The 16,058-nt window shown below is 43.0% G+C and carries 15 protein-coding genes and 1 tRNA gene; 8 read left to right on the top strand and 8 right to left on the bottom strand.

The features are described 5' to 3' along the window. Positions 1-43: 43 nt before the first annotated feature. Complete coding sequence (tnpA, locus tag BMX44_RS05510) at positions 44-340, bottom strand: IS66 family insertion sequence element accessory protein TnpA (protein ID WP_090629166.1); 297 nt, start codon at positions 338-340, stop codon at positions 44-46. A gap of 729 nt (positions 341-1,069) precedes the next feature. On the opposite strand from tnpA, the gene BMX44_RS05520 reads away from it, so the two are divergent. The 8 genes from BMX44_RS05520 to BMX44_RS05550 all read left to right on the top strand — a co-directional run bounded on the left by BMX44_RS05520 (position 1,070) and on the right by BMX44_RS05550 (position 8,251). After that, positions 1,070-2,347: a tyrosine-type recombinase/integrase gene (locus BMX44_RS05520; RefSeq protein ID WP_090629168.1), complete on the top strand. Its 1,278-nt coding sequence runs from the start codon at positions 1,070-1,072 to the stop codon at positions 2,345-2,347. Positions 2,348-2,380: 33 nt separating this feature from the next. After that, entirely contained in the window at positions 2,381-2,695 is a 315-nt protein-coding gene (locus BMX44_RS05525; RefSeq protein ID WP_090629171.1) for a transcriptional regulator, read from the top strand. After that, complete coding sequence (locus tag BMX44_RS05530) at positions 2,692-2,994, top strand: helix-turn-helix domain-containing protein (RefSeq protein WP_245738842.1); 303 nt, start codon at positions 2,692-2,694, stop codon at positions 2,992-2,994. The genes BMX44_RS05525 and BMX44_RS05530 overlap by 4 nt, the downstream gene beginning before the upstream one ends. Positions 2,995-3,041: 47 nt before the next feature. Next, on the top strand, positions 3,042-3,218 hold the full coding sequence (locus tag BMX44_RS16750; protein WP_177167685.1) for a hypothetical protein: 177 nt from the start codon (positions 3,042-3,044) through the stop codon (positions 3,216-3,218). 336 nt (positions 3,219-3,554) lie between these two features. After that, positions 3,555-4,202 carry a hypothetical protein gene (locus BMX44_RS05535; protein WP_090629176.1) on the top strand — a complete coding sequence of 216 codons (648 nt, stop codon included), beginning with the start codon at positions 3,555-3,557 and terminating at the stop codon, positions 4,200-4,202. Positions 4,203-4,329: 127 nt separating this feature from the next. Then, positions 4,330-4,524 carry a helix-turn-helix transcriptional regulator gene (locus BMX44_RS05540; RefSeq protein ID WP_090629178.1) on the top strand — a complete coding sequence of 65 codons (195 nt, stop codon included), beginning with the start codon at positions 4,330-4,332 and terminating at the stop codon, positions 4,522-4,524. 8 nt (positions 4,525-4,532) lie between these two features. Then, complete coding sequence (locus BMX44_RS05545) at positions 4,533-6,209, top strand: replication endonuclease (protein ID WP_090629184.1); 1,677 nt, start codon at positions 4,533-4,535, stop codon at positions 6,207-6,209. 254 nt (positions 6,210-6,463) lie between these two features. After that, a complete protein-coding gene (locus BMX44_RS05550) occupies positions 6,464-8,251 on the top strand; it encodes a hypothetical protein (RefSeq protein WP_177167686.1) in 1,788 nt (595 codons plus the stop codon). A gap of 258 nt (positions 8,252-8,509) precedes the next feature. On the opposite strand, the gene BMX44_RS05555 is transcribed toward BMX44_RS05550, so the two are convergent. From BMX44_RS05555 to secA, 7 genes are all read right to left on the bottom strand, one after another. Further along, positions 8,510-8,585, bottom strand: a tRNA-Thr gene (locus BMX44_RS05555). Between the two features lie 44 nt (positions 8,586-8,629). Beyond that, positions 8,630-9,064 (bottom strand): ClpXP protease specificity-enhancing factor, encoded by a 435-nt coding sequence (locus tag BMX44_RS05560; RefSeq protein ID WP_090629189.1) that lies wholly within the window; start codon positions 9,062-9,064, stop codon positions 8,630-8,632. Then, a complete protein-coding gene (locus BMX44_RS05565) occupies positions 9,064-9,663 on the bottom strand; it encodes a glutathione S-transferase N-terminal domain-containing protein (RefSeq protein WP_090629192.1) in 600 nt (199 codons plus the stop codon). The genes BMX44_RS05560 and BMX44_RS05565 overlap by 1 nt, the downstream gene beginning before the upstream one ends. Positions 9,664-9,711: 48 nt before the next feature. Next, positions 9,712-10,437, bottom strand: a complete 726-nt coding sequence (locus BMX44_RS05570) for a cytochrome c1 (protein ID WP_090629194.1) — start codon at positions 10,435-10,437, stop codon at positions 9,712-9,714. Then, positions 10,434-11,681, bottom strand: coding sequence for a cytochrome b (locus BMX44_RS05575; protein WP_090629197.1), 1,248 nt, complete (start codon positions 11,679-11,681; stop codon positions 10,434-10,436). Before BMX44_RS05575 ends, BMX44_RS05570 begins: the two co-directional genes overlap by 4 nt. Next, positions 11,682-12,260 carry a ubiquinol-cytochrome c reductase iron-sulfur subunit gene (gene petA / locus BMX44_RS05580; protein ID WP_425433710.1) on the bottom strand — a complete coding sequence of 193 codons (579 nt, stop codon included), beginning with the start codon at positions 12,258-12,260 and terminating at the stop codon, positions 11,682-11,684. A 930-nt stretch (positions 12,261-13,190) separates the two neighbouring features. Next, positions 13,191-15,911: a preprotein translocase subunit SecA gene (gene secA / locus BMX44_RS05585; protein ID WP_090629202.1), complete on the bottom strand. Its 2,721-nt coding sequence runs from the start codon at positions 15,909-15,911 to the stop codon at positions 13,191-13,193. Positions 15,912-16,058 lie beyond the last annotated feature (147 nt).

A 16,058-nucleotide genomic window follows, 5' to 3' on the forward strand; every position in this document is an offset into this window, starting at 1 on the left:
TCCACCGGCTCAACGACCATCCAGATTTGTCCAACATGAGCAATCAGTCCAGACATTTCAACAATTCGCCCAGCCATTGCGGCGATATATTCGCCGGCACTTCAAGTGTATGACCGCCTGAACAACGCAGCCTCAAGTAATCTGTAACCGGCACAGCCGGTGTAATCGTCACCGGTACCATTGATCCCGGTTGACTAAGCAATTGCGTTCTCCGATAAACCCGCAGCCAGTTTCCAAAAGTCTTGCTGTTCAGGCCATGCTTGCGACAATAAGACGTCTGCGACAATCCGCTCGACTGCCACGCCCTGATATGACGTAACTGTTGTTCCTGTGTTGTCATCGCTCATCCTCCTTTGAAAATGCCCGAGGATAAACAGATCTGATTCTAATTTATAGATGGCGGGGTCGGACGGTTACTGAGGAATGACATTCACCGTCAAAATTACGCCACGCGTACAACAAGACCTCAAAAATATCGGGCGTTAACACGCTGCAAAAATGGGGTAAAAAGAAACGAGACAGCTATCTACGTGATCTTGACCGACGTTTCCGGTGGTTAGCTGAAAATCCTAAATTAGGTAAACGTAGAATTGATATGAAGAAGACTATTACTGCTATTTGCAAGGATCACACTTGATATTCTATACAATTGGTGAAAATTGTATTCGCATCATCAGCATACCGCACCAAGCCATGGATGTATTAAACTACTTTGATCCAAATTAGCTTTTCATATAAAAATAGCCTGCGGGAACAAAACCAGTATTTTCATTATTTTTCAATATGTTGGGCGATTCAAGCTTTCTTCCCCCAAAAATATTAGGAAGATAATCCAACCAGAACAATAAGTTAATAAATGGTGCCGACACCAAGAATCGAACTCGGGACCTTCTGATTACAAATTCTAAAATATACCATTTTAAGCTGTTTTAACATTTTTGAAATTGTTTTAAAGTCATTGTTTTGTATTGATTTTTACTGTTATATTGTTTTATACTCCATTCCATAGTTTTACGCCTACTGTCTACATAGTGTCTACATGGCGTCTACATGAAAGGAAGCTGAAACAATGACCATACCTCGCGCGCAGCCGCTATCGCATAAAATTACCAAGTCGTATGTAGACAGACTGTCTACACCAGAAACTGGTCAGACATTTGTGCGGGATTCCGAGTTAAAAGGTTTTGCCGTCCGCATTACTTCAACCGGCGCAAAATCATTTATTCTGGAAAAAAGAATTGATGGCAGGGTTAAGCGATTGACGTTAGGTCGCTATCCAGAATTAACCGTCGAGCAGGCCAGAAAAGAAGCGCATAAGTTACTGGGACAAATTGCTATAGGGCGCAACCCTCTCGCTGAAAAGAAATCCGAAGCATTACAGGGCACAACATTGCAACAGGCTTTTGATGATTTCGTTGCCGTTAGAAAAAAACTGAAAGCCCGCACGCTCTATGATTATCAGCGCATCATGAAAACCGTGTTTGCCGACTGGCAAAAAAAGGCCATGTTGAAGATTAATAAAGACATGGTTGCCAAACGTCACAGTAAAATCGGCGCTGAACATGGTGAAGCCTATGCCAATTTATCCATGCGTTTTTTACGCGCTTTGTTCAATTTTGCCATTGCACAGTATGAAGACGGCAACGGTCATTCAATTTTGCGAGAAAACCCCGTGATACGACTCACCCAGACCCGCGCCTGGTATCGCGTGGAGCGCCGCCAGACCGTTATCAAACCGCATGAACTTGAACCCTGGTTTAACACGGTCATGAATCAAAAAAATGATGTCACCAGCCAAAACCGCGAAACCATTCGAGATTATCTTTTACTGGTACTTTTTACCGGATTAAGGCGCGAAGAAGCCGCACGGATGACCTGGAACAATATCGATCTGAAAGCCAGAACTTTAAAAGTGACCGATACCAAAAACCATCAGGATCATACCCTGCCCTTATCCGATTTTCTTTTTGATCTGCTGCAACAACGAAAAAATAACGCTATCAACGAATTCGTATTTCAGAGAGCCAATGGAACCGGCTATATTTCTGAACAACGCAAGCAGCTTGCCAAAATCATCAAAGAATCCGGTGTATCGTTCACGATTCATGATTTGCGCCGGACGTTTGTAACCGTTGCCGAAAGTCTGGATATTTCAGCTTATGCAGTGAAGCGCCTGGTCAACCACAAAATGAGCAGCGATATTACAGCCGGTTACATCGTAACTGACGTAGAACGATTAAGACAGCCGATGCAAAAAATCACTGATTATATGCTTAAATGTGCTGGTTATAAGCCATCTGCAACCGTAACCGATTTAAACCAAATACAATCCAACAAAATATCTTGACTTCATACGGCAATGCCGTATTATTAAAAGCTAATGTACACCATTGCAGAAACGGAAATCTTCAGTCGTTATGTCAGTGATTACTGGACTGAGGAAGAACGCGCCGCATTTGCTGCCTGGATTGCAGAACATTATGATGCAGGAGATATTATTCGCGGCTCTGGAGGTTGCCGGAAAGTACGCTGGTCACGCAAAGGAAAAGGCAAAAGCGGCGGTATACGCGTAATCTATTACAACACGCTTGAAGATGGCACGATCTGGCTGTTGCTGATTTACGCCAAAAACAAATACGAAAATGTTCCTGCACATTTACTGAAAGCAATTAAGGAAAAGATAACATGCCCATGACTGAAAAAGAATTAAAGAAACGCGATGAAGAACGCGACCTTGGGGCGGAACTGCTGGAATCAGTTAAACAAATGAAAGCAGGACGCGCCAGCCGAATTCACAAGGTTGAGGTTTCACCCATTGTTTCCGCACGCATAAAATCCGGTTTGTCACAAACAGACTTTGCAAAACTCCTAGGCGTATCGGTAAGAACCCTGCAAGACTGGGAACAGGGCCGCCGACAACCCAGTGGCGCAGCTAAAACATTGATTGCCATCGCCGAGCGTCGCCCAGATGTTTTAAAGGAAATTTCGGTTTAACTGTCCATTGCCTGGAAACAGCACAAAGCTTTAATATTCCAAAAGACATGAAACCCACAAAACCATTGACCACCCCAGAACTGGAAGCCTGGGAAAACAGCCGAAACCTTGAAGCCGAATTGCTGGAATCCGTGCGTCAAATGATCGCAAGAAAAGGTCGTGTCGTCTTCTCACCCAACACATCTATAAAAAAGAAATCGACCAATAACAATAGCGTTGCGTAGGCTAAACGCCAGCTTAATCCATAATTTCATTCAAACCAGTTGCCACCGCGAAGCGGCTTGCCCTTGACAGGCTGCCGCCGCTCAAGATAATGAGCCGTACAGGAAGGATTGAAGCGCCGCCTTTGCTGTTTGCACAACCGACAAAACAAGAAATACAGTTATTTTTCCCAGCATCCAATCACACAACTTCAATCCTTCATGCAAAACAACGCTTTGGAGCGGCGGCAGCCTGTCAAGGGTGGCATTTAATACGAAATACCAGAAATGATTTCTTCTTAAGAGTGACATGCATTGGCCGTCAATTATTCTATCGACTAATAACGCGATTAATTGGCTATGTCTATTAAAGATAATCCAGATTTTAAAACTGTCTGGCAACTGGCGCATGACTGGACAGGTGAAGAATCCGACAAAACCGATCCCAATGCAATTTCGCCCGAACTGAGAATTGCAATTGATCGCCTGATACGTGCAATCGGCGGCAAAGAAATTTCTGGCAGGTGGAAAGGTTATCGAATTTTCTTCGATAATTCTATTTTTTCATTTATTTTTGAAATCAGGCATGTCATACAGTTTTATCGGTTCCTTATACACAACAATATCAGCAGGAATTACCTGGATAATCTGTATGTAAAGCGAAATGAGGTAATCAATTGGTGTGAGAATATAGCCCTGCTTGATCCTCCACCTTGCTGGGCGTTAAAGAAACTTTCCGATTCAGAAAATTCAAATAGTATTCCAGAAGATGAAAATATTACGGGCTGGTATGATCGATTGACTGAACAAAGAAAGATGAAAGTTGCGTGCCTTGAATTGGCTAAAATGCTATGGAAAGAAAATCCAAACCAGACTTATGAAGAAATTCGCACCCATCCCGTTATGCGACAATACGGAAACCCCTCTGTTTTTACTCCTGAATCATTCCGAAATTGGGCAAAAAATGTTTCATCTGAATATGCCAAAAAAGGTGGAAGGAGAAAATAATCAGGCTGTTAGTAAAAATAAAAACCTTTTTAAAAAAATAAATACCTTTCTATTTTTTTAGCATCTTTTTTTAACTGCCAAATTCCCGCAAATTGCTTCCATTTGATTAATTCACTGGAGGCAATTTATGCAAACCCAATTACTCACCACTAAAGAAGCTGCACAGATTTTAGGCGTCAGTGTCGCATTCCTTGAACGTGACCGCTGGGCAGGTGCGCGTGTGCCATTTATCAAAGTCGGCAGCCGGGCAGTTCGCTATCGTTATAGCGATCTGCTCGCCTATATAGAGTCGTGTGCCTTTCATTCAACCAGTCAGTACTGAGGTGAGCTATGCACACGTCAGTACGCTGCAACGGAAAACTGCTCACACCCAGCGAACTCATTGCTGAAAATATCCTTGAATTACTCGATGAACCCGATTCCAGCGATCGGAACTGGCGTTTGCCGATATTCCGCCAATTGCCGGTACGTATTGCTGAGAATGCAGCCTATGAGTATAAAGAAACCTATATTTTCGATGGCAGGCGTATTGCCAATATTTTTCTGCTTGAAACTTTTGGCAGGCCGACAAAGCACAGCATACCGCTGAATGCTTCCGATGATGACCTGCAAGCATTGGCCAAGCGTATCGTTCTGGAAATAAAAAGTTTTCATAACGTTTTGCTGAACCAAAAGAGCAAGATAGCCAGTCTGCTGCATTTCGCACAAAAATATGCAGTCAGACTGCCCGATCTGGACGATCCCAGTAAGACAGAAAAAGGCATTTATGGACGCCTGACCGATGAAAACTGGTGGCTGCCTCGTTTGCGTAAAATACACGCAAAGAAACTGGAAAAGGAAGCCATCCGTTCCGGCCTGGTGCATCAACGCAAAGGCAAATACGTCAGCGATGAAACCCTGCAACGGCGCAGAGAACAGAAAAAACGTAACCGGCGTATCCTGGATGGGTTTTATGCCATCAACGAACTGGGAGAAGGTTTTACACTCAGCGAACTGGCTGAACATGGTCTGGCCAATCCACGTGTACGCCGCAGTGAGTTAATGGTGCGTATTTTTGGCTTTGAATACATAGCCAATGAATTAGGTCATGCCGGTGAATTCTATACCATTACCTGTCCATCAAGAATGCATGCGCGGTTATTAAAAAGCTGCAAACCCAATCCAAAATATGACGGCACCACGCCGGAACAAGCACAAGAATATCTCAATAAAGTCTGGGCCAGAATCCGCGCAAAACTTGATCGTGAAGACATACACACCTATGGCTTCCGAATTGCTGAACCGCAACATGACGGCACTCCACATTGGCACCTGCTGTTATTCATGCCACCAAACCACACCGAAAAAGTCAGAGAAGTCATCGAGCATTATGCACTGGAAACCGATGGCGACGAACTCGGTGCAAAAGGGCATCGTTTTACCGCCGAAACGATTGATAAAAGCAAAGGCACAGCAGTTGGCTATGTCGCCAAATATATTTCAAAGAACATCGATGGTTACGGCCTTGAGCATGATTCTGACGGCAAACCAATAAAAGATGCAGCCGAACGGGTGGAAGCCTGGGCGTCGACCTGGGGAATCCGGCAATTTCAGCAAATTGGTGGTGCGCCGGTCAGTATCTGGCGTGAATTGCGCCGGATCAACGATGCACCTGAAGGCATCCTGCAACAAGCGCAACAGGCGGCCGATCAAGGCCAGTGGTGGCAGTTCATTCAATTAATGGGCGGCACCGCTGCGAAACGCAAAGATAACCCGATCCGGTTAATGAAAGAAAAATGCGCGGATCTGGGTAAGTATGGCGATCCAATTGGAGAAAAAATCTGTGGTGTTAAAACCGACACCATAGAACTGCCGACACGCTTGCATCAATGGCGTATTGAAAGATTTACAGTAAATACTGAATCAGAGAATCGGCATGCCGCAATGCGCCCGAACGGGAGCGGCAGCGACCGTGAGGCCGCATTTGCGGCGCAGCCGCCTTGGAGTTCTGTTAATAACTGTACGTAACGGGAGTACATTATGCGCGAAATACAAACCATACTGAATTGACGCATTTATACTTTAGTATTTCAGGATTGGCTAAGTTAAAATTTAACTGATTCTTAGTTTGTTTAATCGTAGTGCTTTGTGCTGTATGTGTATAGATCAAGATTGTTTTCAGATCCATGTGTCCTAGTAATTCCTGGATTGTGCGAATATCATAATTTCTCTGCAACAATACCTTAATACAAGCACTGTGGGGTTGATAGATGATATTTAAGATGTTCAAAAAAGAACCAAAAGTACATGTCAGTATGGATACTAAGCAATTTGTCAGTAAAGATGATCTTGAACCATATATACAACCAATGGTTTTTCTCTTTGATTTTGAAGAGGATGTTGTAGGAAAGTTAAAGGATTTACGAATCAACTGCTACGAAGGAAGCTTTGGTGCTACTGTAAAGGTAAATAATAAAAAACATGAGGAAAAGCTCCTAAAGCTTAATCATGACTATCCGGCAAACCTTCATGAGTTTGATGTCGTTATGTTGGATTTAACAAACAATCAGTCTGAAAACTATGACCCCAGCAAGCATCAGTTGAGTAACACATCAGGGAATACTGCTCATGCATTATTGAGCACATATCCAGAGCAGATTTTCGATCCTCGTCCTCTCTCTATTGATATTGTCTCTAGGGATCTAATTGAGCTTTCTAAAAAGAAATCGGTAATTATTGCCTTTTGTGGATCTGAAAATATTTCAGAGTACCAATTTGTAGAAATTACGAGGCACGGACCTAGCATAACAAGCCGAAAGGAGTTGTCTAATTTTTTGTTCTACCAAGATTTTCCTGGTCATATATCTCGCAATGGAAGAAAAGTAAAGCTGCCCACAAATGAATCAAAGTTATCACCGCTATTTCTAAAGCATCTGGATAACATTAACTTCAAAACGGTTTTTTACCATCCAACGGAATGGAGAGACAAAAAAAATCAACCTATAGAAGATTTTGTTCCGCTACTGCTTAACGAGAGAGATGAAATAGTTAGTTATGCTCATATTGTTGATAAATCTACTGTTTTTGTTTTTCCTGATATAACGGATAAACCAAATTTCGTATCTGAGCTATTCAAAACCTACCTTCCGGAGGTTGTTCCTGAAATCTTCCCTTTTCACGGAGAGTTTAAGTGGCTTAATGATGGCGACTATCCGCTCCCCGGTGAAAACAAATTATTGCTGGAAAGGGCCGAACTCGAGGACAAATTCAATAAAAATATTGCTGAGATTGAAGAAAAGCTGGCTTCGTTGAAAGTCAAATATAAATTTTTGTCTGATTTGATAACTGAGACTGGAGATACTCTAGTTTCCGCTGTGGAAACATACTTGAATTGGCTAGGTTTCGAATCTGTTGTTAATCTAGATGATACTAACCCGGATATCCTTGAAGAGGATATTCAAGTTGATTGCAAAGACCGTTTTTTAGTTGTTGAAATTAAGGGCATTGGCGGCACGTCGACAGACAAAGATTGCTCACAGATAAGCAAAATCAAATATAGACGTGCTGAGCAACGGGGTAAATTCGATGTGTTTGGCCTATATATTGTCAATCACCAGCGATACATGCCACCAAAATCAAGAGCTACCACCCCGTTCACCGAGAATCAAATCAAAGATGCTGGTCACGACAAGCGGGGGCTTTTAACGACATATGATCTTTATAAAGCATACTTTCTAATTGAAGAAGGCATCATGCAAAAAGCAGATGTTAGAGAGTCACTTTTTAAAGCAGGTTTAATTGTATTAGAACCGGAAAACATAGAATCCATTGGTGTCCCGCATGAGCTCTTCATGGATGGTCAAGTTGCTATTGTAAACTTAAATGGCACAACGTTATCTGTAGGCGACACTTTGATCGTAAAAAAACAAGGAGTTTACTCAAAAGCAACAATCGAATCATTGCAGGTTAATGATAATGGTGTAGATACCTTTAATGGAGGAGAGGTTGGCATAAAGTTAGATAGAAAATTAAAGAAGAATTCTGAGCTGTTTGTTAGAAACAAGGTATAACAAATTGCTGCACATGGAAAATCACTCGCTGCGTTCCTCATTTTCCGGTGAACGAGGCGTTAGATTGAAAAAATGAACGAATTGAATGAGTTTTGGAAAGGGTGTTTTGGAAGTTTCCATTAAACTCTGATGAATTGAAGCACCATTTCAAAGCGAGAGTAGTAATTTTTTAGTTGAAAGAAATCTCGATTTTCTGTCTACATTACGTCTACATGAAAATTTATTAAATACTAAACCAAACGTAACTTATTGAATTTTTGGTGCCGACACCAAGAATCGAACTCGGGACCTTCTGATTACAAATCAGCTGCTCTACCATCTGAGCTATGCCGGCTTTTGATGACATTCACTACAATGCTGTGAATTTATGTTTGTTCGCTATTTTACCAAGTGCAAATTAGCTCTGCCTTTTTTATCAGGCTTCGTTTGGTCTGATGATTTAACCAGTTTATTTTTATTTTTGATATTTAATTTGTCCGTTACTTCCTTTTCTCCAGTCAAATCATTCTCAGGAAATGAAATACCCTGATTAACTTCTCGAGCAAAGATACCATTGACTGCTTCCGTGGGAAATGCAATTTGTTTTGCTACACCCCCAAATCGGGCTGAGAAGCTGATTATATCATTTCCAATAATCAGATTGTGTACTGCACTATCATGAATGTTGAAAATGATTTCACCATTCTGGATTTTATCCGACGGAAAATCTGCCTGGGGAATTGCTTTGACAGATAACAGTGGCGTGTATCCACATTCATTGCACCACTCGTAGATTGCGCGGATTAAATATGGTTTCGTCGATGGCAACTTCATTATTTCCGCATGACCTTTTCGGATGCTGATAACGCATCGATAAACAACGGTCTGCTAAATAAGCGCTCAGAGTATTTTAATAATGGGGCCGCCTGCTTGGGCAGCTTAATACCGTAATGCTCAAGCCGCCAAAGTAAAGGCGCTATCGCCACATCCAGCATGGAAAACTCGTCACCGAGCATAAATTTTTGTTTCTCAAAAATCGGCGCAATAATCGTCAGGTTTTCCGCAACTGCCGTGCGGGCTTTTTCCGCCGATTTTCCATCGGTATCTTCAATGGCGTCTATATAGCAAAACAGCTCCTGTTCAAAGCGGTATAACAATAACCTGGCACGTGCCCGCATGACCGGATCAGCAGGCATGAGCTGCGGATGTGGAAAGCGATCATCTATATATTCATTGATGATATTAGATTCATAGAGCACCAGATCGCGCTCGACCAGAATCGGCGCTTTCCCATACGGACTCATGACCGCGAGATCTTCAGGTTTGTTGTTGGGATCAACGTCAATTACTTCAAAGTCCATGTCCTTCTCGTGCAGAACAATACGGCAGCGATGGCTATACGGACATGTAATTGTTGAATACAAAGTCATCATGGCTATAATTTCACAACATTATCACTAAGAATGAAAATTACTTCATGCTCAATGTATGTCTTTCCAGTACTCGCGATATAATACATAGGTCAATCCCAGCATACCAAACAGAAATATCATTACCAATATACCTAATTGTTTGCGATCATTTGCAGCCGGTTCACTAAGGTAAACCATATAATTTACCAGATCAGCTACATATCGATCATATTCGGATACCGTCATCGTGCCTGGCTTGGCTAGTTCTAGGCTTTTTACTTCTTTACCCGCCACTGTTTCTACAACCAGTTCTTGTTCCCCCTGCAGCTCGTATAAAACATGAGGCATGGCAACACGATCAAAAACAAGATTGTTCCATCCGGATACTGTGGATTCATCTCGGTAAAAGGCACGCAGATAGGTATACAACCAGTCTGCACCTTTTGCGCGCGCAATGACAGACAGATCCGGAGGAGCAACTCCAAACCATTCTTCTCCCTCATATTTACGCATGGCAGACAACATCAAATCGCCCGGTTTTTGTCCCGTTAATATCAATTTCTCGGTAACTTCAGCTTCATTTTCCAAACCTATGTCCCGATGGCGGTTATAACGCATAAAGCTTGCGCCATGGCATGTCAGGCAATAGTTTACAAAAGTCTCTGCACCTCGCTGTAACGACTCGTTATCAGTTTGATTAATTGGCGCACTATCTAATGGCATTCCGGGCTCTGCGGCGAACAAACTCAATGGAGCCAAACACAAGACAATCAGAAATATTTTTATTCTATTCATTTGGTCACTCTTTTAGGCTCAGGTTTTGTTTTATCTATTTTGCTATACCAAGGCATTAAAATGAAGAATGCAAAATAAATAACCGAAAAAATTTGGGCTAATAGCGTGTATAACGGTGTTGGTTGCTGTGTGCCCAACCATCCAAGAACGAAAAAACTGATAACAAAGAGCGTTAAAGCGAATTTGAAAATCGGGCCTTTATAGCGAATGGATTTTACGGGGCTTCTGTCCAGCCACGGCAGAAAACAGAAAATGGCAACACCCGCGACCATTAAGAATACACCCCACAACTTCGCGTCGACCCACAGAAAATTCACAGTTACAGCGCGTAACATTGAATAATATGGTGTGAAATACCAGACCGGTGCAATATGGTCCGGCGTTTTTAAAGTATCTGCTGGTATAAAATTATTGTGTTCGAGGAAATACCCGCCCATCTCCGGCGCAAAGAAAATGATGCCGCAAAAAACTATCAGAAAAACAACAACACCAAAAATATCTTTTACAGTGTAGTAAGGATGAAATGGTATTCCATCAACTGGGATTTTTGTTTCAGGGTTTTTGTTTTCCTTGATTTCAATACCATCCGGGTTATTTGAACCTACCTCATGTAAAGCAATGATATGGACAAACACCAGCACGACAATCAATACCGGCAGTGTCACAACATGATATGCAAAGAAACGGTTCAAGGCCGCATCTGACAGCATGAAATCGCCCAGAATCCAGTTATGCAGCGTCTCGCCAATAAATGGAATCGCTTCGAACATGCTAACAATTACCTGCGCACCCCAGTAAGACATTTGGCCCCATGGCAATATGTATCCGGTAAAGGCCAGGCTCATTAATACAAAAAATATTGCCATACCAATCAGCCATAGCAGCTCACGAGGTTTACGATATGAACCATACATCATTCCACGGAACATATGCAGGTACACAACCACGAAGAACATCGAAGCTCCCGTTGAATGCATGTAGCGAATCAGCCAGCCAAACTCGACATCACGCATGATATATTCAACTGAGGCGAATGCCAGACTTGCGTCAGGCTTATAGCTCATTGTGAGAAAAATTCCCGTAACCAGCTGATTTACCAATACGAGTAACGCTAACGATCCAAAAAAATACCAGAAGTTAAAGTTCTTGGGTGCATAATACTCTGTAAAATGCTCTTTCCAAGTAGAAACCAATGGAAAACGCTTGTCTATCCATTCAAGAAACGAATTATTTTGCTTGCTCATTTATGCTGATTCCTTGCTTTCTGCCCCAATTAAAAGGACGTTATCACTTAAATAAGTATGCGGCGGCACTACCAAATTCGTTGGTGCAGGAACACTTTTGTATACTCGGCCCGCCAGATCAAACTTCGAACCATGACAAGGACAGAAAAAACCACCCAACCAATCGGAACCAAGATCCTCTGGTGCTATATCTTTCCTGAAGACTGGAGAGCAACCCAGATGAGTACAAATACCCTCCACTACTAAAATCTCGGGTTTAATAGAACGCGTTCTGTTTTTTGCGTAATCAGGCTGTTGATTTTTTTCTGAATTTGGATCAGCCAGCTTAGGTTCGAGCTTTTCCAGGGTCGCCAACATAGAAGGCGTTCGTTCGAGAACCCAGACTACTCGTCCACGCCACTCCACCATCAGCAACATGCCTTCTTCGAGCTTCGAAATGTCGACTTCTACTGGCGCACCTGCGGCCTTGGCTCGCTCACTTGGCATCATGCTCAAAACAAAAGGCGTTGCAATGCCTACGCCCGCAACGCCTCCCGCCACAGAAGTCGCAGCAACCAGAAACTTCCTTCTCCCACTCATTTTACTATCAATGCTGAAACTATCTGCCATATCTTAAATTCCACCAATTATTTTTTTCATTAAATATCAATTAGTTGATAGATTACTATCATAAACACAATCGTTAAAGAATCTTTCTCTCTCCTGCCCGTATTTTTTTAATTCCTGCAGAATTTCGAGATAAGAAGCATTTCTCTATACAGCATTTACATAGAGCCGCCTCAAGGAATGAATGCAGTCTTATGAAAAAAGAAAAATATTAGCAATTTGTTTCGCTAAATGCTAATAATCCAATTCATAAGCCAGTGGAATTTAAGCGCGCCAACACGTTCCAGCTCGTTCCAACACGTTCTTTCCAAACCTCATAGGAATACGTGTTTTTTTATTATAAAGACAGCCCGTTGAATAAATGGGTTATTATACCATAATCATGACAGGGAAATACTAAAAAACTTTATGGCATGTAAAATCTGGTTTTTAATGAACGTGAAGCAGCCCAGTGATTAAGATTTCAAAGCAACCATCCATTGCTAGTATTGCAAGAAAAAAGAGGAAGCGGCAGAATCAATATTTTATCGTATCAAGTTTTTGATACGCTTTATAGTGAGATAGGGTATCCAGTGCCTACAAAGCACTACCACAGCAACATCCATAACCAGCAACATTTGCATTTCAGAGTCCGGACAGCGTTGTTCACTCGAAAAATTACAAACCAGCACCCCAAGAAAAACGATTTACAATTGACGTGGTTTTACTGAAGACAGTTTGTGGCTGCTTGCTACCCTGCCTAACTATGATCGAACCTGGCTATCAGCATTCACCTGCTGTCGTAGTCGAAAATTTTTCCTGCCCCCCCCCCAGGAGAATAATCCTATTCCATATTATCGCACACCGGAAAATTTCGCCAGGCATCAAACTTATTTGTCAGCACTCATCTGATCGAGCACTGCACTACTTTATCTTGCCATGACACTGCTTGTATTTCTTACCCGACCCACAAGGGCATGGTTGATTACGCCCGATTTTACTTCCCTGACGCACAAAGGGCTGCGCTTTTTCATCTGGACCCTCGCCACCTTCCATTCCACCTGACGCGCTATCGTGGTGAAATTCCATATTCTCGGGCGTTTTGAGTGTTTCTGTTACTGCCTCTACCTGCTGCTCGTTTTTGATCTGAACGGTAAGCAATATTCTGGTCACCTCAGCCTTAATCTCCTCGAGCATGTTGGTAAACAGTTCAAACGCCTCTCGCTTATACTCCTGTTTCGGATTCTTTTGTGCGTAACCGCGCAGATGTATACCATGACGCAAATGATCGAGCGCCGCCAGATGCTCGCGCCAGTGCGTATCAATTACCTGCAGCATCAGTGCACGCTCATACTGGTGCATGATATCAGCACCAATCTGATCAACTTTGCTTTGGTAATGCTGCGCAGCAATGTCGATGATTCGTTCACACAGCGATTCTTCATGCAAATCGGGCTCTTCCTCCAACCATTGCTGAATTGGCAAATGCAATTGGTATTCAGCGGCCAGCGCTTTTTCCAGGCCCGGCGCATCCCATTGTTCTTCAACACTTTGAGGCGGGATATATTGGCCAAACAGGCCGGTTAATACACTTTCACGTATAGCAGTTATGGTTTCCGCTATATCATGGTCTGTTTCCAGCAGATCGTTACGCTGCTGATATATAACACTGCGCTGGTCATTTGCAACATCATCGTAATCCAACAACTGTTTTCGTATATCAAAATTACGTGCTTCTACTTTTCGCTGCGCATTTTCAATAGCCCGTGTAACCCATGGATGTTCGATTGCCTCACCTTCTGGCATTTTAAGGCGCGTCATGATATTGGCGACCCGGTCAGATGCAAAAATGCGTAACAATGGATCTTCCAGCGACAGATAAAACCGGCTTGAACCGGCATCGCCTTGTCGGCCAGAGCGTCCTCGCAACTGATTATCCACCCGACGCGACTCATGCCGCTCTGTACCGATAATATGCAATCCGCCATTCTTCAATACTTCATCATGCACAACCTGCCATTTTTCGTAGATTTCCTTGATGCGCTTTTCTTTCTCTGCATCATTTAATTTGTCGTCATGACGAATACTTTCAACTTCCGGTTCAGGATTCCCGCCTAATACAATATCCGTTCCACGACCCGCCATATTGGTTGCAATCGTTATCATTTTCGGGCGCCCCGCCTGAACGATAATATTAGCCTCTTTGTCATGTTGTTTTGCATTCAGCACCTGGTGAGGCAGCTTTGCACGGTCCAGCAATTTTGAAAGCAGTAGATTATTTTCGATGGATGTTGTGCCAACAAGGACTGGCTGACCTTTGTCATAGCACTCTTTGATGCCTTCAATAACAGCATTGTTTTTTTCATCCATCGTACGAAACACCAGATCCATGCGGTCATCACGAATCATAGGACGATGCGTTGGTATGATTACGGTCTCGAGACCATAGATTTGCTGGAATTCTGCCGCTTCGGTATCAGCCGTGCCGGTCATGCCCGCCAGCTTCTGGTACATGCGAAAATAATTCTGAAAGGTTATAGAGGCCAGAGTCTGGTTTTCTTTCTGAATTGCAACGCCCTCTTTTGCCTCCACTGCCTGATGCAGTCCATCCGACCAGCGCCTGCCGGGCATCAAACGTCCGGTAAACTCATCGACAATAACAACTTCCCCATTCTGAATGACATAGTGCTGATCAAGGAAGTAAAGGGCATGCGCGCGCAGACCCGCTGTTAAATGATGTATCAGATTGACATTAGCCGGATCGTAGAGACTCGAACCGGATTTGAGCAGACCGGCCTCGGCCAGCAGTTTTTCAGCATGCTCGAAACCCTCCTCACTCAAGATTACCTGATGCGCCTTTTCATCTACACTATAATCACCCGGCGCATCCTCTTTTTCCTGGCGCGTTAATTTTGGAATTAATTTGTTGATACGAACATATATTTCAGTATCACCTTCGGCTTGTCCTGAAATAATTAACGGAGTCCGCGCTTCATCAATCAATATCGAGTCGACCTCATCCACAATAGCGAAGTTAAGATGACGCTGAACACGCTCCGCTTGATGAGTCACCATATTGTCACGCAGGTAATCAAAGCCATATTCATTATTGGTGCCATAAATGATATCCGCCGCATACGCAGTCTTTTTGTCCTCATGCGGCATATGACCGTAAATGACGCCGACACTGACGCCCAGGTATTCATAGATTTTTCCCATCCAGCCCGCATCACGTTTGGCCAGATAATCATTGACAGTCACCACATGCACCCCATGACCGGTCAATGCATTCAGATAAGCCGGCAGCGTTGCCATCAGCGTTTTACCCTCGCCCGTGCGCATTTCTGAAATCTTGCCATCATGCAACACCATGCCGCCGATCAATTGCACGTCAAAATGACGCATACTCAGTACACGTTTACTCGCTTCGCGAACTACGGCAAAAGCTTCGGGCAAAATCGCATCCAAAGTTTCTCCATTTTCAACGCGCTGCTTAAATTCTGCAGTTTTGGCACGTAAATCAGCATCCGTTAATTGCTCGATATCTGCTTCAAGCGAATTAATTTTATTGACTGTTTTTTCATACTGCTTGATGATACGTTCATTACGGCTTCCAAAAACCTTTTTAAGTAGATTACCTAACATAACGAGCTGTTTAAAATTAAAATCCGGAAAAACAAAGAGCGAGACAAGGTGTCTCACTCAATTTCACTCTTGTATAAAAGAAAAAGTAGCGCAAAGACAGCGTTTAGCATGGAGCAGCCAAAATGCAATCAAACGCTTAGCATATTT

The sequence above is a fragment of the Nitrosomonas marina genome, assembly GCF_900110145.1.
Classification (GTDB): Bacteria; Pseudomonadota; Gammaproteobacteria; order Burkholderiales; family Nitrosomonadaceae; genus Nitrosomonas; species Nitrosomonas marina.